The sequence below is a fragment of the Agrobacterium vaccinii genome (assembly GCF_021310995.1).
In the GTDB taxonomy this organism is placed as follows: domain Bacteria; phylum Pseudomonadota; class Alphaproteobacteria; order Rhizobiales; family Rhizobiaceae; genus Agrobacterium; species Agrobacterium vaccinii.
In genome coordinates this window covers 956,943-978,296 of record NZ_CP054150.1, presented here as the reverse complement: position 1 = coordinate 978,296, position 21,354 = coordinate 956,943, and the positions used below count along the sequence as shown (strand labels likewise).

Sequence of the window (21,354 nt, the reverse complement as noted above, 5' to 3'; positions counted from 1 at the left end):
TGAAACCTGTTGGTTGACGAACGGCTCTCGCCGCTCCATCCGATCAGAGCCTTTATCAAAAACTAAGCCATGGCGATTTTACCAAGGCTTCGACAGGGAGAGAACAGGATGAAACTCGGAAAGACGGCGTTGCGCAGTGTAGCATTCGCCTTTGCGATTTTCGCAGTTCCCGTGGTCATTGCGCTTCCAACGCATCAGGCTTTCGCTGCAAGCGCCGTCAAGGTCGTCGTCAACAAGACGCCGATCACGAGCGATGATCTTGCGCGCCGTGTCGCGTTTTTGAAACTGCAGCGCCAGTCCGGCAACCTTGCCGAAAAGGCCCGCGAGCAGCTTATCGATGAAGCTTTAAAGCGTGAGGAAATTGCGCGCGTCAAAATGTCGGTCAGCACAGCCGATGTCGATGCCTCTTTCGCCCGTTTTGCGGCAACCAACAAGATGACGACGGATCAGTTGACCAAAGTCCTGTCGCAGGCTGGCGTCGGCGCTGATCACTTCAAATCCTTTATTGCGGTGCAGATGAGCTGGCCGCGTCTCGTCAATGCCCGCTACGGCGGTCGCAACAAGATGTCCACGCAGGATTTCGTCACACGGCTGAAAGAGCGCGGACAGAAGCCTGTCACGACGGAATATTTTCTCCAGCAGATCATCTTCGTAATCCCCGAGTCTAAGCGGAATGCGATTACTGGCAAGCGCAAGTCAGAAGCCGAAGCTTCCCGTAAGCGTTATCCCGGCTGCGAACAGGCGAGAACCTTCGCAGCAACAATGCTCGATGTATCGATCAAAGACCTCGGACGGACGCTTGAGCCGGAATTGCCGCCGGACTGGAAGCCCCTCGTCGAGAAGACGTCAGAAGGCGGCACGACCGGAACCCGCGTCACGGAAAAGGGCGTTGAATATCTGGCAGTCTGCAAAAAGCAGCAGGTTTCGGATGATTATGCCGCCGAAATCGTCTTCCGCGCAGAAGACTTGACGAAAGCCGAAAAGGGTGAAAATCCCAACGAAAAGAAATACATAGAAGAGCTGCGGAAGAAAGCCCAGATCACCAGCACCTGACGTGAAAGCGTAATTTGTGACCATACCGCCATTACCTCTCGCCCTTACCCAGGGCGACCCCGCCGGGATTGGTCCCGACATTACCATTGCCGCCTGGACAAAACGTCACGCGCTGGGACTACCACCTTTCATTTTCATCGGCGATCCCGATGTCATTACGAGCCGCGCCAATCTTCTCGGCGTCGATATCGAGGTGAAAGTGTGTGAGCCTGAGGACGCCATTTCGGTGTTCCCCAATGCGCTTCCGGTTCTTGCACTTCCCGTCGGTTTTGAAGTGCTCGCCGGGCAACCGCATGTCGGTGCGGCCCACGCGACCATCAAAGCTATCGAGACTGCCGTCACGCTGACTGTGGAGAAGAGAGTGTCCGCAGTCGTGACCAACCCCATCGCGAAGTCCGTTCTCTATGAGGCGGGTTTCGGTTTTCCGGGCCATACCGAATTTCTTGCTGACCTAGCAGCCAAACTGACAGGGCAGATCGCAAAGCCGGTGATGATGATCGCTGGACCAAAGCTGCGCGTCGTGCCTGTCACGATCCACATCCCGGTTAAAGACGTGCCGGGTGCGCTGAGCGAAGAGCTGATCATAGAGACCTGCCGTATTGTTGCTGCTGATTTCATCAAGAAGTTCGGCATCGAGGCGCCCCGCCTCGCCGTTGCTGGCCTCAACCCGCATGCAGGTGAGGATGGCACGATTGGCACCGAAGATCGAGACTTGATCCATCCCGCAACGATCCAGCTGCGAAAAGAAGGGATTGATGCTTTCGGCCCTCTGCCTGCCGATACGATGTTTCATGAGGCAGCCCGCAGGCGCTACGATGTCGCCGTCTGCATGTATCATGATCAGGCTCTGATTCCTGCCAAGGCGCTGGGTTTCGACGATTCTGTCAATGTGACGCTCGGCCTGCCCTTCATTCGCACCTCACCGGACCACGGCACTGCCTTCGGCATCGCTGGTCAGGGCATCGCCAATGAATCGAGCCTGGTTGCGGCCTTGAAAATGGCAGCGGAGATCGCAGCTCGATCGGTGACAGCGTAATGGCAGCCATTGATGGTCTTCCGCCGCTGCGCGACATTATCCAGCGCCACGGGCTCGATGCGAAGAAATCGCTTGGGCAGAACTTTCTGCTCGATCTCAATCTCACTCGGAAGATTGCTCGCACCGCAGGTCCCCTCGAAGGTGTGACCGTATTCGAGGTGGGTCCAGGCCCTGGCGGCCTGACGCGGGCCATCCTGTCGCTGGGCGCAAAGAAGGTGATTGCGGTTGAGCGCGACAGCCGCTGCCTCCCCGCCCTTGCTGAAATCGCCGCGCATTATCCCGGGCGTCTCGATGTCATCGAAGGCGATGCCTTGAAGACAGATTTCGAGACGATGGTTCCGGCAGGCGAGCCGGTTCGTATCATCGCCAACCTGCCTTATAATGTTGGTACGCAATTGCTCGTGAACTGGTTGCTGCCCAAAGCATGGCCTCCGTTCTGGCTTTCACTCACGCTGATGTTCCAGAAGGAAGTCGGCCAGCGCATCGTGGCTGAAGAAGGCGACAACCATTACGGTCGCCTCGGCGTGCTCGCAGGGTGGCGCACAGTGCCGGAAATGGCTTTCGACGTGCCACCGCAAGCCTTCAGCCCCCCACCGAAGGTCACCTCGACCGTTGTTCACCTCCTGCCCCGTGACAAGCCTATTCCATGCGAAGTTGCTCACCTCGAAAAGGTCACGGAAGCCGCTTTCGGCCAACGCCGCAAGATGTTGCGCCAGAGCGTGAAGAGCATTGGCGGCGAAGCCTTGCTTGAAAAAGCGGGTATCGACCCAACAAGGCGTGCTGAGACATTGTCGGTGGAAGAGTTTGTTCGATTGGCGAACATGCTTTAGGTCAAGGACTAGACCCAGTTCTCGACCCGTAGGCCGGGCATTCGGACGAATTCCCGCATATTGTTTGTGACAACGATCAGACCCTCTGCGCGTGCGTGCCCACCGATCTGCATGTCGTGAACGCCACAGGGTGTCCCTGCGCGCGACAATTCAGCCCGGATTTGTCCGTAGTGGGCAGCGGCCTTATCGCCGAAGGGGAGTACGTCCAGCCTCGATACGAAATTATCGATAGCGGCAAGGTTTTCACTACGACGCGCCGATTTTTCAGCGCCGAAACAAAGCTCACCCAGCGTAATACTAGAAATGCAAAGCTGTTCTGCGGTGGCATTGAATCTATCCCTGAGTTCGGGAGGATAGGTCTTCATGACGTAGATGCAGATATTGGTATCGAGCATATAGGAAAGCATCAAAAAGACTCGCGCTCATCAAGAAGCGGCATTTCACGTTCCATGAGAAAATCTTCGCTGGCACGGGGGCCAGACGCGAAGAGATCGTCCCAGCGGCGCCCGTGGGGAACAATAACTCGACTTCGTCCAATTTTCAGTATGTCGACCTGATGAACGTCGTCGGGAAATGCAACTGCCTTCGGCAGCCGTACGGCCTGACTTTTATTACTGAGGAATACCGTGGACGTGGTCATAGCGCTGCTCCGTATATCCAATCCGCATATACGTAACGCTTTTGCACTTCTGATTCAAGGCGGCGTACCGCCTACCCCTCACCGACCCGGCAGCGTCGGCACTTCCGCAAGGAGCTCTCGGACGAAGTCAAACATGCCGTGGCGACGGTCGCGGCGGACGCGTTCGGCTTTGACGATGGCTTCGATTGCTTCGAATGCTGCCTGCAAATCGTCATTGAGGATGACGTAGTCGTAGTCGCGCCAATGTTCGATTTCGGATCGGGAATTGGCAAGACGGGTCTGAATGACCTCTTCGGTGTCTTCGGCACGGCGATGCAGACGAGATTGCAGCTCGGTCATTGTGGGTGGCAGAATGAAGATCGAGACCACGTCCGCCTTCATCTTGTCCTGAAGCTGCTCGGCACCCTGCCAGTCGATATCGAACAGCATGTCCTTGCCTTCTTCCATGGCTGCCTCGACAGGCTCACGCGGCGTACCGTAGAAGTTTCCGTGAACTTCCGCCCATTCCAGCAGCTCTTCGCCTTCACGCATGCGTTCGAAATCACGCTTGGAAATGAAGTGGTAGTGGATGCCGTCGATCTCGCTCTGGCGCCGTGCCCGGGTGGTGACGCTGACGGACAGGCTGATGTTCTTGTCCTTTTCCAGCAGGTTGCGGGCAATGGTCGACTTGCCGGCACCCGATGGCGACGAAATGACCAGCATCAAGCCTCTGCGGGCAATATGGACGGGAGGAATGCTGGCGGACGCCATGGGGTCTACTCCAGATTTTGGACCTGTTCGCGGAATTGATCGATCACCACTTTCAATTCTATACCAGCAGCGGTTACAGCACTGGCGTTGGATTTGGAACAGATTGTATTCGACTCCCGGTTAAATTCCTGTGCAAGAAAGTCGAGCTTGCGGCCCACTGGCACGCCGCTGCTTAAAAGCTCTCTAGCGGCGGCGACATGGCCGTTCAGACGGTCGATCTCTTCGCGTAGATCGGCCTTGGTAGCCAGCAATGCTGCTTCGGCATGGAGACGGTCGCGATCCAGACCGCTGCTACCATCGGCAATGAGGGCTATCTGCGCTGCGAGACGCGCACGGATTTGCTCGGGCTGCCGTGATGGGTCCGCTTCGATGGATTTCGTCAGCTGTTCGATTCTGTCGATCTGGCTGGAAAGCACGCCGAACAGAGCCCCACCCTCCCGCTCGCGCATCGCCTTCAATGCCTCGATGGCAGCAGTGAAGCCGTTGATGACATCCCTGTTGCGCGCCTCCTGCGCATCCGCGTTTTCCTCCGGTTCGCGAAATTCCACCAGCCCCCTGACGGACAGCAACGTATCGAAGCTGAGAGGTGCGTCGCTGACGGCATCGCCCAGGTCTCGCTTGAGGGCAAGCACGGCATCCAGTGCATCGCGATTGACCACGGCTTCCATCTTCACTTCTGACGCAGAAACGCTCAACCCCGCCTGAATATTGCCGCGTGACAGGCTTTTGGTCGCGATGTCCCGCAGCTCGGTTTCCAGCACTTCCATTCCCGTTGGTAGACGCAGACGCAGATCCAGTCCTTTGCCATTGACGGAGCGCAGCTCCCAAGCCCAGCGGTAACGCCCGCATGATCCTTCGCTACGGGCAAAACCCGTCATGGATTGCAATGTCATGAAATACCCCAAACCAAAAGCTGCCGCCGGTTGGGGCGACAGCATCATGTAAAATCAATTTCGTGTGGAGGGACGCTCGGCTTGAGAGCCATCTGGCTGTCCATCCACCACCGTCTCGGAAGAGCTGGCGGTGCCGCCGGACGCCGCTTTCTCAGCCTCGATCTTGCGCCAGCGGCGAACATTGGCGTTGTGCTCATCCAGCGTTTTGGCGAAGGTGTGCCCGCCCGTGCCGTCCGCCACGAAATACAGGTCATCCGTGCGCCAAGGATTGGCCGTCGCCTCAAGGGCTGCCCGACCTGGATTGGCAATCGGGTGCGGCGGCAAGCCTCGGATAATGTAGGTGTTGAACGGCGTCTCTTTTTGCAGATCGGACTGATAGATCGGGCGGTCGGATGGCTTACCTTCGCCGCCGAACAGACCATAGATGATGGTCGGATCAGATTGCAGGCGCATGTTCTTTTTCATGCGGTTGTAGAACACCGATGCCACATGGCCGCGCTCGTCGTCCTTGCCGGTTTCCTTTTCCACGATGGAGGCCAGCGTTACGAATTCCTCGATGCTCTTGATCGGCAAATCGGGATCACGACGCTCCCAGGTTGCCTGCACCAGTCGAGATTGCGCGGCGCGCATCTGGTTGACGATTTCTTCCCGCTTTGTGCCGCGCGTGAAGGGGTATGTATCCGGCCGCAACGTGCCTTCCGCAGGCAGTGCCGCTGGCAGATCGCCCTCAAGAATGGTGTCGGAGGCGAGCCGCGCGAACATCTGCTTCACCGTCAGGCCTTCCGGCATTGACACGGAGTAAAGAATGGATTTGCCGGATTCCAGCAGCGCCAGAATGTCCTTCATGGACGTATGGGCTTTGATTTCATATTCGCCAGGCTTTGGTGTCTGGCTCGGCGTCATGTAACGGTCTGCCATCAAGCGGAAGACACGCGCATTGGAAATAGTCCCTTCGCGCTCCAGATTGTTGGCGATTTCCGCAAGACCCGCGCCGTTACGAACCGTCACCGTCTTGCTGATCTCCAGCGGACCGGGCTCGTGAAACGAATTGATCATGTAATAGAAGGCCGCGACGCCAACGACGCAGACGGCAACCACCAGCGTCATCAGGAAGTTGAGGAAAATGACCACCTGGCTGTGGGCCTTGCGGGAACGCTTGGGCGGAGCCGGAACTCTCTCGGGTCTCAAAGCTTCGGTCGGTGATTTTGGAATGATCGGGCCGCCCTTGCTCTCGCCAGAGCCGTCACGTCCTTGGGGGGCCTGATTGTTCTCTTTCGTATCGCTCACCGGCGGTCCTTTTCAGTTCGGCATCACAGCGGCTTATTTGAGCAGGCAATGCGGCAAAAACAGGTTCGGCAGGCTATTCTGCACTCGGTACACAGGGAAACTTCGGACACTTTGTATCAGGATATGCCGGTTTTCCGGTCTGGACTGCACGCACTGGCAGGCAAGACGATTATCCCGGCCATGGCCGAGATAGAGATGGTTTTCTGCGATTCCCTTGGGAACGGCAAGTGTCGTTCAATTATGCCTCGTAACGGCGAAGAACGAGCGAAGCGTTGGTGCCGCCGAAACCGAAGGAGTTGGACAATGCAACATTCACCGTGCGCTTGCGCGCCTTGTGCGGCACCAGATCGATTTGTGTTTCGACATCGGGATTATCGAGATTGAGCGTCGGCGGAACGATGTTGTCACGAATGGCAAGCACCGCGAAAATCGCCTCGATCGCACCGGCAGCGCCGAGCAAATGGCCCGTCGCAGATTTGGTGGACGACATGGAAACCTTCGACGCCGCATCCCCGACCAGACGCTCGACGGCACCAAGCTCGATGGTGTCAGCCATGGTCGATGTACCATGGGCGTTGATGTAGTCCACATCGGCAGGAGCCAGACCGGCGCGCTTCAGCGCCATAGTCATGCAGCGGAATGCACCGTCGCCATCTTCCGATGGAGCGGTAATGTGGAACGCGTCGCCGGAGAGACCGTAGCCCACGACTTCGGCGTAAATTTTTGCGCCACGTGCCTTGGCATGTTCCAGTTCTTCCAGAACGACGATACCAGCCCCCTCGCCCATGACGAAACCATCGCGGTCGCGGTCATACGGGCGAGACGCCTTTTGCGGATCGTCATTGTGCTGGGTGGAAAGCGCCTTGCAGGCGGCGAAGCCAGCGAGCGAAATGCGGCAGACGGGCGATTCTGCACCGCCAGCGACCATCACGTCCGCATCACCCATCATGATCAGTCGCGCTGCATCGCCAATGGCGTGCGCGCCGGTAGAGCAAGCCGTTACGACCGAATGGTTCGGGCCGCGCAACTTATGGCGAATGGAGACCTGACCGGAGACGAGATTGATGAGGCGACCGGGAATGAAGAACGGCGAAACGCGGCGTGGCCCCTTGTCCCGCAGGGTATAACCGGCTTCGACGATGCCATCGAGGCCGCCGATACCTGAGCCGATGAGAACGCCGGTCATGATCTGGTCTTCGTCGGTACTGTCGATGGGATGCCAGTTGGCATCATTGAGCGCCATTTCGGCGGCGGCCATGCCGTAAACGATAAAGGGATCGACCTTGCGCTGCTCTTTGGGCTCCATCCAGTCATCGGCGTTGAAAGTTCCGTTGGAACCATCACCGACGGGAATGCGGCAGGCAATTTTAGCGGGCAGATCGTCGACTTGGAACTCCGTTACAAGACGCGCACCGTTCTGGCCGGCCAGCAGACGCTCCCAGGTAATTTCCGTTCCGCAGCCAAGAGGAGATACCATGCCGGTACCGGTGATAACGACACGTCTCATCGCCAATGCTCCGCCCTTATCCAAACATCGCTCTATGTGTTGTGACACTTACGCGATGCAAAGTGCCACAGAATAAATATTGGCCCGGACTGGCCGGGCCATATCGGGAAGGCTGGCGCCTTCCCTTACACGGATCAAACGATTAGGCCTGAGCCTTTTCGATGAACTTTACAGCGTCGCCGACTGTGAGGATCGAGTCAGCTGCGTCGTCTGGAATTTCAACGCCGAATTCTTCTTCGAACGCCATAACCAGTTCAACGGTGTCGAGCGAGTCAGCGCCCAGATCGTCGATAAAGCTTGCGCCTTCAACGACTTTTTCGGCGTCAACGCCAAGATGGTCAACTACAATTTTCTTTACGCGTTCTGCGATATCGCTCATGTCGGTTTCCTCGACCTTTACTTTGAAAGGAATGCCTCTTCAGACATCCTGCCCTGTTAAAATCCCAAAGCGCCTGTCATTGAGGCACCGTGGGCAAACCCGTTCAACCCGGTTCAAGCTAAACATCGTCGCATAAAATCGCAACGGTCGCTTTTCGTTCCGGAACGACTGTTCACAGTCTTCGCCCGCTTAACACGGTTTCCTGCGGGAAAAAAGCCTTAAAATAGTGCTAACCATCTTGCTCTACAGGCAATTTTTCCAGCAAGTCGCCTTGCGGAGCGAATATTAAATCATCGCCATGCCGCCATTCACGTGCAAGGTCTGACCTGTCATGTAGCTCGCTTCGTTGGAAGCGAGGTAGAGAACGGCGGATGCGATTTCCGAACCGGTGCCCATGCGCTTCATGGGAATGGCACCCATGATGGCTTCTTTTTGCTTGTCGTTCAACTTGCCGGTCATCGCGCTTTCGATGAAGCCCGGCGCCACGCAGTTGACGGTCACGTTGCGGGTGGCGATTTCCTGCGCGAGCGACTTGGAAAAGCCGATCATACCAGCCTTGGACGCGCAGTAATTCGCCTGACCCGGATTGCCAGTCACGCCGACGATGGAGGTGATGTTGATGATGCGGCCAAAGCGGCGGCGCATCATTGGGTGGGTCAACTCGCGCGTCAGGCGGAACATGGAGGTCAGATTGACCTCGATCACCTTGTCCCAGTCGTCATCGCTCATGCGAACGAAGAGACCGTCCTTGGTGATCCCGGCATTGTTGACGAGAATATCTACGCCACCCAGCTCGGCTTCCGTCTTTTCGCCCAGAGCTTTTACCTCGGCGCGGTCGGCAAGGTTGGCAGCAAAGACGTGCGCACGCTCGCCAAGTTCGGCGGCCAGCGCCTCCAGCTTTTCGACGCGTGTGCCGTGCAGGCCCACGGTCGCGCCCCGCGCATGCAACGTGCGGGCGATTTCTTCGCCGATGCCACCGGTTGCGCCTGTGATGAGAGCCTTGCGGCCTGTCAGATCGAACATAGGATTATCCTTTATTTCTTTTGAACTCAGCCAAGAAGCGTTTGCAAGGCGGCGTCGATATCGGCAGCCGTATTGACCGAGATGCCCGTGACCGTCTTGTCGATACGGCGGGCAAGCCCGGTCAGCACCTTGCCGGAGCCGATTTCATAGAGAGTGGTGACATCGTTTGCCGCAAACCATTCAACGGTTTCGCGCCAGCGCACCTGACCCGTCACCTGCTCCACGAGAAGGCCCGCAATCTCGTCGGCATCCGAAACAGGGGCGGCGCGCACGTTTGCTATGACAGGCACGACCGGTGCGCGCTTCGTCACATTCGCCAGTGCTTCACGCATCGCTTCGGCAGCAGGTGCCATCAGCGCGGAGTGGAAAGGAGCGGACACGGGAAGCATGATGGCGCGCTTGGCGCCCTTTTCCGAGGCAAGGGCTGCGGCCTTTTCAACCGGAGCCTTCGAGCCCGAGATGACCAGCTGTCCACCGCCATTGTCGTTGGCGATCTGGCAGACGCCGCCGATTGCGGCTTCCCGGCAGATGGCATCGACGTCGCCGTGCTCGAGGCCGATAATGGCCGCCATCGCGCCCTCACCCACCGGCACTGCGGCCTGCATGGCGTTGCCGCGAATGCGCAGCAAGCGTGCGGTATCGGCGAGCGAGAACGTTCCAGCGGCACAGAGCGCGGAATATTCGCCAAGCGAATGACCTGCAACATAGGCAACCTTTTCGGCAAGCTTCAGGCCACGGGCCTCCAGCACGCGCATGACAGCAACGGAGACCGCCATCAACGCCGGCTGGGCGTTGGCAGTCAGCGTCAAGGTTTCTTCCGGTCCGTTCCAGATGATCTCGGAAAGCTTCTGGCCAAGCGCCTCATCGACCTCTTCGAAAACCGCGCGGGCCTCGGCAAAGTTTTCTGCGAGTTCCTTGCCCATGCAGACAGCCTGGCTGCCCTGACCTGGAAACGTGAATGCAATAGCCATGGGATATGGTCTTTCTTTTTCGGCCCGTTTGCCGGGTCTTGCCTTCAAATCGTGGTTTTCCATTCACATTCCAGCTTCGGAAGTCAAGGCTTTCCGCCTTTTACCCCCATTTTGGACGGTTTTTCCGCCGACTCATCCACAGACATCCATGAGAATATTTTTTCTTGCGCTGCGGTAATTCGATACTACGTTCTACCCACCTTCCAAGCGAGCGAGATCTCTCATGAAACAGAATACATTGGGTCGCACGGATATGTCCGTGTCCGAAATTTGCCTTGGCACGATGACATGGGGTACGCAGAACACCGAAGCTGAAGCCCATGAGCAGATGGATTATGCCGTCGAGCAGGGCGTGAATTTCTTCGACACCGCTGAACTTTATCCCACCACGCCCGTATCTGCCGAAACGCAGGGGCGCACGGAAGAACACATCGGGACATGGTTCCAGAAGACGGGCAAGCGCAAGGACATCATCCTTGCTACCAAAGTCGCCGGTTCTGGCCGCGATTACATCCGGGGCGGACGCGAGATCGACGCAGCCTCCATCCGCGAGGCCGTGGAAAGCAGCCTGACGCGTCTGAGGACAGACTATATCGACCTCTATCAGGTTCACTGGCCCAACCGCGGCACCTACCATTTTCGAGGTACGTGGGGTTTCGATGCCTCGACGCAGGATACGGCAAAGACGCTTGCCGAAATCACCGAGAAGCTGGAAACGCTTGACGAACTGGTCAAGGCCGGAAAAATCCGTGCCATCGGCCTTTCCAACGAAAGCGCATGGGGTACGCAGAAATACATCGACATCGCCGAAGCTAAAGGTCTGCCGCGCGTGGCCTCCATTCAAAATGAATATAACCTGCTCTACCGGCCCTTCGATCTCGATCTGGCCGAAGTGTCGCATCACGAAAATGTCGGCCTCCTCGCCTATTCTCCACTCGCTGGCGGCATTTTGACAGGCAAGTACCAGAACGGTGCCCGCCCGGCGGGTTCGCGCGCGTCCATCAATGAGAACATCGGCGGGCGCTTGCAGCCTTTGCAGGAAGCACCTGTCAAGGCCTACCTTGAGCTCGCCTACGAACACGGTATCGACCCTGCCCAACTGGCCATCGCCTTTACACTGTCCCGCCCCTTCATGGCCGCATCCATTATTGGTGCGACCACGATGGAGCAGTTGAAGGTCGATATCGCTGCCGCCGACGTCAAGCTCTCCGACGAGGTTCTCAAAGGCATTGCGGATATTCACCGCCAGTACCCGATGCCGATCTAAGGGCAGCCTTTCCCCGCTTTTTAGGGCAGCGCGCTTGCATTCTCACGAGAAATCCGTATAAGCGCGCTGTTCACAACACCCGGTCCAATTGGCTGGTGGCTGAACGGAGGGCTGGTTTCGGCGACGAAACAGCAGGACCATAAGGTTTCCGGCCTCCCGTGTCTCCGCTCTCGACCGTCTCGAACAACGCTTTTCTTGCCCTTGGCTTTTGCCAAACAGGAGCAGTCGTTGAGGCTTAGCGCCGTTGCCGGGTGATGAATGAAACGCAAGAAAGGCAAAGCTTAAATGGCTCTTTACGAACACATCTTCCTTGCCCGGCAGGATATCACTGCCCAGCAGGTCGACGCACTTGTCGAGCAGTACAAGGGCGTTATCGAATCGTACGGCGGTAAGGTCGGACGCGTCGAAAACTGGGGCCTCAAGTCCCTCACATACCGCATCAAGAAGAACCGCAAGGCTCATTACGCTCTGATGGATATCGATGCTCCGGCAGCGGCAATCCACGAAATCGAGCGTCAGATGCGCATCAACGAAGACGTTCTTCGTTACATGTCCATCGCTGTTGAAGCTCACGAAGAAGGCCCATCTGCAATGATGCAGAAGCGCGACCGCGACGACCGTCCACGTGGCGACCGTCCTGACCGTGGCCCTCGTGAAGGTGGCTTCGACCGTGGTCCTCGTCCGCCCCGCGAAGGTGGCTTCGGCGATCGTGAAGACCGTCCGCGCCGTCCGCGCGAAGACCGTGCATAAGGAGACTATATAATGGCTGACTCTTCTTCTTCCCAGGCACGCCGCCCGTTCCACCGCCGTCGCAAGACGTGCCCTTTCTCCGGCGCAAACGCACCGAAGATCGACTACAAGGACGTACGTCTTCTGCAGCGCTACATTTCTGAGCGTGGCAAGATCGTTCCTTCCCGTATCACAGCTGTTTCGCAGAAGAAGCAGCGCGAACTCGCTCAGGCGATCAAGCGCGCTCGTTTCCTCGGCCTGCTGCCATACGTTCTGTCTTAATCGACAATGGCGAGGCTGCGCATTTGCGCGGCCTCGTTTTTTCTCGGGGCAGCTCGCTCTTCGTCAGCGGGCCGAGAATTCCAAAATCCTTCCGCGTTGGGCGCGGATCGACATGAACTGAAAACCCATGTTGGGGACGTCATTCGAATGAATGGTCCTCTAACTGCTACCGTATCCGGGCAGGACAGCGACGTTGAAACAACTGAACCAGACAGTGCTGATTTCCGGCATCCTCGCCGGTGTATGCGCAGCGTTTCTTACGCTTGGCGCAACTGCGCAGTCGTCCATGTCATTCCTGCTTTATGCCGCCTCCGCGATGCCTATTCTTGTGGCCGGTCTCGGCTGGGGCAATGCTGCGGCCATCGTCGCCGTTCTGTCTGCCGCCTTCCTGGGTGCACTTGCCGTTTCGCCGATCTTTGCCGTCACGATTGCGATTTTTACGCTCGTCCCTGCTGGCTGGCTGTCCCACCTTGCCAATCTGGCGCGCCCCGCATCGGAAATCGGCGGCCCTGATGACCTTCTGGCATGGTATCCGCTGTCGGGCATCGTGCTGCATCTGTGTGGCATCATCACGCTCTCCGTTATCATTCTCGGCACGATGATCGGCTACGGGCCTGATCTCGTTTCGCAGCTGGTGGATGTCATGATGGCCTCGGTGCAGACGCGTGAAGCCGCTTTTACGCCGGATGCAACGGCGCTTGCCCAGACGAAATCCCTGCTGGTGCTGATGCTGCCGATGATCCAGGGTGGGCTTTGGGTCATCATGCTGTTTGCAGCCTATTATTTCGCCAGCCGCATGGTTCGCTCCTTCGGCAAGGGCCTTCGCCCGCGCGAAGACATCGCAGCGGCCCTGCGCATGCACCGCAATGCGATCTTCATTTTCCTCGGCGGCATCGTGCTCACCTTTTTCGGCGGCACCGTGGCCATGGTTGGCGCAGTCATCTGCGGCACGTTCGGCGCAGGCTTCCTGATGGCGGGTTATGCCTCTCTGCACCACCGTTCCAAAGGCAAGGACTGGCGCTGGCCGGTTCTGGTCCTGTCCTATATTTCAGCGATCTTCGTCTTTCCGCTGTTCATCATTCTCGTACTGGGTCTCAGCGACGTGCGCAGCACGATCTCTCTTACCCCGGCACGGAAAACCGACAACACCAACGAAACCGAAAACTAGAAAGGATCAAGAAGATGGAAGTCATTCTTCTCGAACGTATCGCCAAGCTTGGCCAAATGGGCGAAACCGTAAAGGTTCGCGACGGCTACGCGCGTAACTTCCTGCTGCCGCAGGGCAAGGCGCTCCGCGCCAATGCAAGCAACAAGACCCGTTTCGAGTCCGAGCGCGCAACGCTCGAAGCTCGTAACCTCGAGCGCAAGTCCGAAGCACAGACAGTTGCAGACGCACTTGCTGGCAAGAGCTTCATCGTTGTTCGTTCCGCTGGCGAAACCGGCCAGATGTACGGCTCCGTTGCTGCCCGTGACGTCGTTGAAATCCTCGGCGCTGAAGGCTTCAACATTGGCCGCAACCAGGTCGAACTCAACACGCCTATCAAGACCATTGGTCTGCACAATGTTACGCTTCACCTGCACGCCGAAGTCGAGCTGCAGATTGAGTTGAACGTTGCTCGTTCTGCCGAAGAAGCCGAGCGTCAGGCCAAGGGCGAAAGCCTCACATCTGCTGACGCCATCTACGGCGTTGACGAAGACGCGCTTCGCCCAGAAGACTTCTTCGATCCAGATGCAGATCGCGATGGCGACGACGAGTAATATTTGCGGGCTTTAATGGCTCACAGACAGAACCCCGGATGGCGACATCCGGGGTTTTTGTTTGTCGAAAGTCTTGATGCCGAAAGGTTCAGCGCGAGACCAGTGGAGCGCGCGACGGCAACGTCATGGCAATGACACCCGCCAGAATGCAGACGAGGCCAATCATCGTACTGGCATGCAGTTGCTCGCCAAGAAAGACGACACCGATTGCCACCCCCACCGGCACGCGCACATAGGCCTGGGCGGTCGTGCCGAGTGATCCCAGCGTCCGCACAAGGCGGAAATAGATGGTGAAAGCGAGCGCAGTCGAGAATATCGAAAGCCCGAGCAGCGCCATGAGAGACCGGCTTGAGGGTGCAAGCTCCCATGGTCTATCGACGACGAGGCTGACGGGAATGAGGATGACCGCACCGCAGATCAGCGAAGCGGCAGCCGGGATCATCGAATCGATGCCCTTGAAGTTCTTTCCGAAAATCGCCGCGCCTGCGTAAAAAGCGGTGGCGAGAATGACGGCCATCTGCGCCAGTACGACATCACCCAGACCATTGAGCGCCTGCACGCCGATCATGACGACAGTGCCAGCCAGTCCGATCATCACGCCGAACAGCTTTGTTCCACTCAGCACTTCGTGGCGGGTGATAATAAGCGTCAGCAGAAATGTGAAAACCGGCGTCAGCGAGTTGAGGATGACCGCGAGCCCTGCGTCGATGTAATGTTCCGCCCAGGCAATCAGGGTAAAGGGCAGCACACTGTTCAACACGGCCTGAATGGCGAACATCTTCCACAGTGCCGGATCCCTGGGCAGCCGCAAACCTCGCCAGAATATGATGATGGTCAGAATGGTGCCCGCAATGGCGGTGCGGGCCGCAATCAGGGTCAGCGGCGGTATCGTCTCGATCCCTATCTTGATGAAAGTGTAAGAGCTGCCCCATAGGCACCCCAGCAGTAATAACAGGGCCAGTTCGGGAAGCAGCTTTTTGTCGCCGGTCATTTCAATTCTCTCCACATGCGAGGCAAGTTTCTCTCTATAGAGTCCCGTCAGAATGAAAAGCTTCGGCATCGACCGAACCATGCACGGCTGACGTTCGCCGTCATGAATGATAGTCTCGCGCCATGACCAATATCGCCTCACCCAACACCATCGCTACCATCGCCAGCCTCATTGGCGATACGACGCGCGCCAACATGCTCTGTGCGTTGATGGGCGGGCAGGCCCTGACCGCAGGCGAGCTTTCGCGTCAGGCAGGCATCACGCCACAAACCGGCAGCGGCCATTTGGCGAAGATGGTCGATGCGCATCTGCTAACGACGGTGAAACAGGGACGGCACCGCTACTATCGGCTGGCCTCCGCACAGGTGGCACATGGCATCGATGCGCTGATGACGATTGCCGCCGATGGCCCGCACCGTCACCATCCCGTGGGTCCGAAAGAGCGGGATATGCGCATTGCGCGCAGTTGCTACGACCACATCGCCGGACGGCTGGCCGTCGCAATGGCCGATAGCCTTTCAGCGAGCGGAAGTGTTCTTCTGTCGGATGAGGGTGCGCTCGTCACTGAAAAAGGCAAAGCCTTTCTCGAGGGCCTCGGCATTGATCTCGATAGCGGTTCGCCATCCAAACGTCCGCTTTGCAGAACCTGTCTCGACTGGAGCGAGCGACGACACCACATTGCCGGGCGCGTCGGCACGGCCTTGCTGGAGCGTACGCTGGAACTGGGGTGGATTGCTCGCAAGCAGGACAGCCGCGCATTACGCATCACACCTGCGGGCGAAAACGGGTTTCGGGAGGCGTTTTCTTTGCCGGTGGGCTGGAAGGACGGCTTATAGCATTCTTGGCGCTTTCAACTTACCCCTCATTCCCGCGCGCTTGTCACAGGAATGAGGGAGAACGCAAGGACCTAGCGTGCAGCAGTTTCAGTTCTCTCTGTCGCCTGCCCCTTGTCCACCCGCACGACGACGGACATACCCGGCGAAAGCTCGGCGGCCAGCGGCTGATCTGGGTCGATGGAGATGCGCACGCCCAGACGCTGGGCGATCTTCACGAAATTACCAGTCGCATTGTCAGGCTTGATAACCGCGAATTCCGATCCCGCAGCAGGAGCGAAGCGCTCCACCTTGCCGGTCAGCTTCTTGCGGTGCAGGGCATCCACGGAAATCGAGACCGCCTGCCCTGCTTCCATGCCAGCCAGTTGCGTTTCCTTGAAATTGGCGACGACCCAGATGTCATGCGGAACAACCGCCATCAACTGTGTACCTGCAGCAGCGTACTGGCCGATGCGTACGCCGACCTCTCCAAGCTTGCCGTCCCTCGGCGCGTGAATTTCGGTGTTCTGCAAGTCGATCTTCGCTAGCTCTATCGCCGCCTCCGCATTGGCCACAGCCGCCTGCAACGAGCCCCTGTTGATAATGATGGTTTGTAGATCCTGCCGGGCAACTTCGAGTGCAGCCTTTGACTGCGACAGACCGGCGCGAGCCTTGTCGAGGCTGGCCTGTGCCTCTTCCTGAACGCTGGATGTTCCGGCACCGCTGCGCACCAGATTATCCTGTCGGTCCGAGGCCAGTTGCGCCTGTTTCAGCGATGCCTGCGCGCCATCCACCGCCGCTTCACCCGAGGCGATATTGGCCTTAGCAGCGATTTCCTGCTGACGCGAATTGTCGAAGGCAGCCTTTTGGCTGTCCAGAGACGCCTGCGCCTGCGCAAGTTTCTGACGGAAGATGCGGTCATCTATTTTCGCCAGCAGATCGCCCTGCTTGACCTCCTGATAATCCTTGACTGGCACATCAACGACGTAGCCGCTGACCTGCGGGCTCATGGTCGTGACGTAGCCGCGCACATAGGCATTATCGGTCATCTCCACCGAGCTGGAAAAAGGCGGCAACCGCCATGCGTAAAGGACCAGCGCCACACCGGCGACGCCGCCAAGGAGAACGATGAGAGTAAGAGGCGTGAATGTTTTTTTCAGCATTTTTATATCTCTGGACAATCAGGATTGAGGCGCAGCCACGGTCTCGTCTTCGCCTTTCAGCGCAGACTTGAGACGTAACCATGCAAGATGAAGCAAAAGCATGACAAGAGCAGCAGCGGCGCAGACCGAAATCAGCAGGAACGTGTCGTTATAGGCCAAAATATAGGCCTCGCGCGTGACCTGTGCGCCGAGCAGCGACAGCCCTTCCGCCTTCAGAAGTGCTGCATCGGTAATGACGTGGCTGTACCCGGCAGAGAGCTGGCTGACGCGCTGCGCCACCTGCGGGTTCTGCAACAGAATGCTTTCCACCAGAATATTCGAGTGGAATTTTTCCCGCAATGTCACGAAGGAACCGAGAATGCCTGTCGTCAGCATCGAGCCGGTGATCTGCGTGAACAGGAAGATGGTGATGAAGTTGACGAGGTAGGGCGGGCCCTTGGCCAGCGCTGCACCAAAGCCCTTAGCCATTACCGGCGGCAGGAACATGGCCGCACCGAATGCAATCATCGCTTGGCTCAAATACATCTGCTCCGGGCGCACCAGATTTGTCGACGTGCTGTCCATATAGGCACCCAGCGCAATCAGCGTCAAAGCGATGACGTGGGCGGTATCGACATATTTCGTCAGCATCAGCACGGCACACAGTGCACCACCCAACACGGTCGCCAGAATGATGAGCGCGTAAAGCCCCATCGTCTGTTCATTCAAAATGCCGAGTTGCTGGTAAAGGCCAACGGCGGTCGATGACTGCTCCGACGATACCGCGCGGTAGATCAGCAAAATGGCGATGAGGTGCAGATTGGTCTTGGAGAAAATCCAGCGCAAATCGAGCATCGGATTTTTCCGGGGAAGTTCGATGATGGTCATGATCGTCAGCAGAGCCACCGAGCAGGCCAGCAGCACGCCGAGCCACCAGGTTTCGAACCACCAGTAAAAACGCCCCAGCGTCAGAAACACAGCCAGACAGCCGAGGCCACCGGCAAACAGCAGATAGCTCAAGATATCGATGCGCTCGATGACCTTCGCCCGTGGCGGCGGCGTTAGCGGCAACAGATAAATGATGGGCAGAACAGCAAGCGACAGCCCGACCTCCATCGAGTAAAGCGCCTGCCAGCCATCGATTTGCAGCAAATCCGGCGACAGAATGCGGGCGAGCGGCGATGACAGAAGCGTGCCGGTCAGCGCAATGCTAAGGCCCAGCGTCAGCTTTCGCTGTACGGGAAAAGCCTCGAGAATATAAAGAAACCCCAGCGAAGACAGCGGTGCTGCCGCCATGCCGCTGACGAAGCGCACCACGATGGCGGAATGCAAATCCGTCACAAACAGGTTGAGACAGGACGCCAGCACGAAGCAAATAATGCTGATTTCCGCAAAAGGCCGCAGGCCATATTGCTGGCGAATTTTGAACAGAGCGATGGAAAAGGTTGCGTAAGGCGCCATATAGGCCGCCGATAGCCACGCGACCTCTGCCACCGTCGCCGAAAACTCTCCTTGCAACTGATAGATGTTGGCCATGACAATGTTCATGCCCATGCCCTGCGTCACGAAGAAGCAGAGTCCAGCGAAGATATAGAGCAGCTTTGCGGAAAATGATTTTTCAGGTGGAGGCGCGGGTGTAGCAGGCGTTTCGGGCACCTTTTCGGCCACGTCATCCGGCTCATCATGGATGTCTGCGATGGCGTTGCTCACGACTGCACCTTTTCGCCAGCGAGGTTTTGCAGATTTGCAGACAGGCGACGAACCACGTCCAGTGCGGCGCTGATATCATCCGTCGAAATATCGGCAGCGATGTCGGCCCGCATGGATTTTGCCTGCATATGCACGTCCTCGAATGTCGTTAAACCAACTGGCGTCATGTGAATGCGCTTTGCACGCCGGTCGATCTCGTCAGAACGCCGTTCGATGAGGTTTTGTTTCTCCATCGCATCCAGCACGCGCACCAGCGTCGGCGTTTCGATTTCCAGCTCTTCGGCAAGCTCCTTTTGCGTCAACGGGCCGCGACGCGAGAGCGCGAAAAGCGCCCGGGCGCGTGCAAGCGTCAGCCCCTGCTCCGCCACTCTCGCGTCGAAGAAGGATCTGAGCTTGCGGTTGAACGCCGCCATCTCATCGAAAAGTTGCTCTTTTTCAGTCGCACGCGACAAAGTATCTACACCTTATAATTAGCACGCTATCTATTTCATGCCTATTTATTTTCGAATGCGCTTAATTGCAAGATGCTTTGTCTGGATGGCAGCCATGACGTAAACTCATGGCGAACCAGAACCGATTCGCGGAACCTCCTATGGCGCTCACGAATCAGCCTGTGGATTACTGTTAACAACACAATTTGTGAGGCCACCGGCCACTGTTCCGGCAAGCCTGTCTGCTACTGTTGCTGCATTGTCCTTGACTGCCGCTGCCTCCAGCTTCAAACCGGCAGGCTTGCGAGAAACGAAGGCTTGGAACGAGCCTCAAGGGAGATCACAGAAAACCATGAACGACGCTGTGAGAAAAATCACCCCCGCCCCGGCTGCTGAACCGCTCTACCGCGAGGCACCGAACAACATCGAAGCGGAACAGGCGCTGCTGGGCGCTATTCTAGTCAACAACGATGCCTATTACCGCGTTTCGGACTTCCTGAAGCCCGTCCATCTCTATGAGCCGCTTCACCGCAAGATTTTCGAGGTTGCCGGCGATATCATCCGCATGGGCAAGACCGCCAACCCCGTGACGATCAAGACCTTCCTGCCAGCAGACGGCAAGATCGGCGACCTGACGGTGGCGCAATATCTCGCGCGCCTTGCCTCGGACGCCGTCTCGATCATCAACGCCGAGGACTATGGCCGCGCGATCTATGATTTGGCACTGCGCCGAGCCCTGATCCAGATCGGCGAAGACGTCGTCAACATCGCCTATGACGCGCCGCTGGACATGCCGCCGCAGTCCCAGATCGAAGACACCGAGCGCCGCCTGTTCGAACTGGCGGAAACCGGTCGTTACGATGGCGGCTTCCAGTCCTTCAACGACGCCGTGTCGCTGGCCATCGATATGGCCGGAGCAGCGTTTGAGCGTGACGGCAATCTCTCAGGTATTTCCACCGGCATCCATTCTCTGGATGGCCGCATGGGTGGCTTGCAGCGCTCCGACTTGATCGTGCTTGCGGGACGTCCAGGTATGGGCAAGACCTCGCTTGCCACCAATATCGCCTACAACATCGCCGCATCCTACGAGCAGGAAGTTCAGCCGGACGGCTCGTTCAAGGCCAAGAACGGCGGCGTCGTCGGCTTCTACTCCCTCGAAATGTCGTCAGAACAGCTGGCAACGCGTATCATTTCCGAGCAGACCGAAGTCTCCTCCTCGAAAATCCGCCGTGGTGAAATCACCGAGGCCGATTTCGAGAAGCTGGTCGCTTGCAGCCAGATGATGCAGAAGGTTCCGCTCTATATCGACCAGACCGGTGGTATCTCCATCGCCCAGCTTTCCGCCCGCGCTCGCCGTCTGAAACGCCAGCGCGGCCTCGATTGCCTTGTGGTAGACTATATTCAGCTGATGACGGGTTCCGGCAAGTCTGGCGAAAACCGAGTGCAGGAAATCACCCAGATCACAACGGGCTTGAAAGCGCTCGGCAAAGAACTCAACGTTCCCATCATCGCGCTCTCCCAGCTGTCGCGTCAGGTGGAAAGCCGCGAAGACAAACGCCCGCAGCTCTCCGACCTTCGTGAATCGGGCTCCATCGAGCAGGACGCCGACGTGGTTCTGTTCGTGTTCCGTGAAGAATACTACGTCAAGAACATGGAGCCGCGCGAAATGTCCGACCCGAAATACGCCGAATGGGAAGCGCATTTCGACCGCGTCAAAGGCACCGCCGACGTCATCATCGCCAAACAGCGCCACGGACCGACCGGTACAGTAAAGCTCCAGTTCCAGTCAGAATTCACCCGCTTCGCAGATCTGGCTGACCCATCGTTTACGCAATACGAAGAGCAATAATCCAGATTTCGCCC

The 21,354-nt window shown here is 57.7% G+C and carries 23 protein-coding genes; 10 read left to right on the top strand and 13 right to left on the bottom strand.

Going from position 1 to position 21,354, the window contains the following annotated elements; genetic code table 11:
* Positions 1 to 108 precede the first annotated feature (108 nt).
* From HRR99_RS04965 to rsmA, 3 genes are read left to right on the top strand one after another with little or no spacing between them, the layout of a single operon-like run.
* The gene (locus HRR99_RS04965; protein WP_233122990.1) at positions 109 to 1,053 is read left to right on the top strand and encodes a SurA N-terminal domain-containing protein; all 945 of its coding nucleotides are present in this window, start codon (positions 109 to 111) and stop codon (positions 1,051 to 1,053) included.
* 16 nt (positions 1,054 to 1,069) lie between these two features.
* Positions 1,070 to 2,089, top strand: coding sequence for a 4-hydroxythreonine-4-phosphate dehydrogenase PdxA (pdxA, locus tag HRR99_RS04960; RefSeq protein WP_233122989.1), 1,020 nt, complete (start codon positions 1,070 to 1,072; stop codon positions 2,087 to 2,089).
* Entirely contained in the window at positions 2,089 to 2,919 is an 831-nt protein-coding gene (gene rsmA, locus HRR99_RS04955; protein WP_233122988.1) for a 16S rRNA (adenine(1518)-N(6)/adenine(1519)-N(6))-dimethyltransferase RsmA, read from the top strand. Before pdxA ends, rsmA begins: the two co-directional genes overlap by 1 nt.
* An 8-nt stretch (positions 2,920 to 2,927) precedes the next feature.
* On the opposite strand, the gene vapC is transcribed toward rsmA, so the two are convergent.
* The 9 genes from vapC to fabD form a co-directional block, all read right to left on the bottom strand.
* Positions 2,928 to 3,326 carry a type II toxin-antitoxin system tRNA(fMet)-specific endonuclease VapC gene (vapC, locus tag HRR99_RS04950; RefSeq protein ID WP_111839711.1) on the bottom strand — a complete coding sequence of 133 codons (399 nt, stop codon included), beginning with the start codon at positions 3,324 to 3,326 and terminating at the stop codon, positions 2,928 to 2,930.
* Positions 3,326 to 3,559: a type II toxin-antitoxin system VapB family antitoxin gene (gene vapB / locus HRR99_RS04945; protein WP_111839712.1), complete on the bottom strand. Its 234-nt coding sequence runs from the start codon at positions 3,557 to 3,559 to the stop codon at positions 3,326 to 3,328. Before vapB ends, vapC begins: the two co-directional genes overlap by 1 nt.
* A 78-nt stretch (positions 3,560 to 3,637) precedes the next feature.
* Complete coding sequence (gene gmk / locus HRR99_RS04940; protein ID WP_112499179.1) at positions 3,638 to 4,309, bottom strand: guanylate kinase; 672 nt, start codon at positions 4,307 to 4,309, stop codon at positions 3,638 to 3,640.
* Positions 4,310 to 4,314: 5 nt separating this feature from the next.
* On the bottom strand, positions 4,315 to 5,202 hold the full coding sequence (locus HRR99_RS04935) for a YicC/YloC family endoribonuclease (RefSeq protein WP_233122987.1): 888 nt from the start codon (positions 5,200 to 5,202) through the stop codon (positions 4,315 to 4,317).
* A gap of 54 nt (positions 5,203 to 5,256) precedes the next feature.
* Positions 5,257 to 6,489, bottom strand: a complete 1,233-nt coding sequence (gene mltG, locus HRR99_RS04930) for an endolytic transglycosylase MltG (protein WP_111839714.1) — start codon at positions 6,487 to 6,489, stop codon at positions 5,257 to 5,259.
* A 238-nt stretch (positions 6,490 to 6,727) separates the two neighbouring features.
* Positions 6,728 to 7,996, bottom strand: coding sequence for a beta-ketoacyl-ACP synthase II (fabF, locus tag HRR99_RS04925; protein WP_111839715.1), 1,269 nt, complete (start codon positions 7,994 to 7,996; stop codon positions 6,728 to 6,730).
* Between the two features lie 142 nt (positions 7,997 to 8,138).
* On the bottom strand, positions 8,139 to 8,375 hold the full coding sequence (locus tag HRR99_RS04920) for an acyl carrier protein (protein ID WP_006727438.1): 237 nt from the start codon (positions 8,373 to 8,375) through the stop codon (positions 8,139 to 8,141).
* Between the two features lie 285 nt (positions 8,376 to 8,660).
* Positions 8,661 to 9,398, bottom strand: a complete 738-nt coding sequence (gene fabG / locus HRR99_RS04915; protein ID WP_233122986.1) for a 3-oxoacyl-[acyl-carrier-protein] reductase — start codon at positions 9,396 to 9,398, stop codon at positions 8,661 to 8,663.
* Positions 9,399 to 9,424: 26 nt separating this feature from the next.
* Positions 9,425 to 10,369, bottom strand: coding sequence for an ACP S-malonyltransferase (gene fabD / locus HRR99_RS04910; protein WP_233122985.1), 945 nt, complete (start codon positions 10,367 to 10,369; stop codon positions 9,425 to 9,427).
* A 223-nt stretch (positions 10,370 to 10,592) separates the two neighbouring features.
* Here fabD and HRR99_RS04905 point away from each other — a divergent pair, with 223 nt between their 5' ends.
* The 5 genes from HRR99_RS04905 to rplI all read left to right on the top strand — a co-directional run bounded on the left by HRR99_RS04905 (position 10,593) and on the right by rplI (position 14,405).
* Positions 10,593 to 11,636 carry an aldo/keto reductase gene (locus tag HRR99_RS04905; RefSeq protein WP_233122984.1) on the top strand — a complete coding sequence of 348 codons (1,044 nt, stop codon included), beginning with the start codon at positions 10,593 to 10,595 and terminating at the stop codon, positions 11,634 to 11,636.
* A 285-nt stretch (positions 11,637 to 11,921) separates the two neighbouring features.
* A complete protein-coding gene (rpsF, locus tag HRR99_RS04900) occupies positions 11,922 to 12,386 on the top strand; it encodes a 30S ribosomal protein S6 (RefSeq protein WP_111839718.1) in 465 nt (154 codons plus the stop codon).
* Between the two features lie 12 nt (positions 12,387 to 12,398).
* Complete coding sequence (rpsR, locus tag HRR99_RS04895; RefSeq protein WP_111839719.1) at positions 12,399 to 12,647, top strand: 30S ribosomal protein S18; 249 nt, start codon at positions 12,399 to 12,401, stop codon at positions 12,645 to 12,647.
* Between the two features lie 193 nt (positions 12,648 to 12,840).
* A complete protein-coding gene (locus tag HRR99_RS04890) occupies positions 12,841 to 13,815 on the top strand; it encodes a YybS family protein (protein WP_112499175.1) in 975 nt (324 codons plus the stop codon).
* Positions 13,816 to 13,829: 14 nt separating this feature from the next.
* Positions 13,830 to 14,405, top strand: coding sequence for a 50S ribosomal protein L9 (rplI, locus tag HRR99_RS04885; protein ID WP_111839721.1), 576 nt, complete (start codon positions 13,830 to 13,832; stop codon positions 14,403 to 14,405).
* Positions 14,406 to 14,493: 88 nt separating this feature from the next.
* Here rplI and HRR99_RS04880 read toward each other — a convergent pair whose 3' ends face one another.
* Positions 14,494 to 15,396: a DMT family transporter gene (locus tag HRR99_RS04880; RefSeq protein ID WP_233122983.1), complete on the bottom strand. Its 903-nt coding sequence runs from the start codon at positions 15,394 to 15,396 to the stop codon at positions 14,494 to 14,496.
* A 122-nt stretch (positions 15,397 to 15,518) separates the two neighbouring features.
* Between HRR99_RS04880 and HRR99_RS04875 the strand changes: the two genes are divergently transcribed.
* On the top strand, positions 15,519 to 16,232 hold the full coding sequence (locus HRR99_RS04875; RefSeq protein WP_233122982.1) for an ArsR/SmtB family transcription factor: 714 nt from the start codon (positions 15,519 to 15,521) through the stop codon (positions 16,230 to 16,232).
* 71 nt (positions 16,233 to 16,303) lie between these two features.
* Here the strand turns inward: HRR99_RS04875 and HRR99_RS04870 are convergent, their stop codons facing one another.
* From HRR99_RS04870 to HRR99_RS04860, 3 genes are all read right to left on the bottom strand, one after another.
* Positions 16,304 to 17,371, bottom strand: a complete 1,068-nt coding sequence (locus tag HRR99_RS04870; RefSeq protein WP_233122981.1) for an HlyD family secretion protein — start codon at positions 17,369 to 17,371, stop codon at positions 16,304 to 16,306.
* An 18-nt stretch (positions 17,372 to 17,389) separates the two neighbouring features.
* Positions 17,390 to 18,904 (bottom strand): MFS transporter, encoded by a 1,515-nt coding sequence (locus tag HRR99_RS04865; RefSeq protein ID WP_233123422.1) that lies wholly within the window; start codon positions 18,902 to 18,904, stop codon positions 17,390 to 17,392.
* Between the two features lie 152 nt (positions 18,905 to 19,056).
* On the bottom strand, positions 19,057 to 19,512 hold the full coding sequence (locus tag HRR99_RS04860; RefSeq protein WP_233122980.1) for a MarR family winged helix-turn-helix transcriptional regulator: 456 nt from the start codon (positions 19,510 to 19,512) through the stop codon (positions 19,057 to 19,059).
* A 331-nt stretch (positions 19,513 to 19,843) separates the two neighbouring features.
* Between HRR99_RS04860 and HRR99_RS04855 the strand changes: the two genes are divergently transcribed.
* Positions 19,844 to 21,340, top strand: coding sequence for a replicative DNA helicase (locus HRR99_RS04855; protein WP_045231824.1), 1,497 nt, complete (start codon positions 19,844 to 19,846; stop codon positions 21,338 to 21,340).
* Positions 21,341 to 21,354 lie beyond the last annotated feature (14 nt).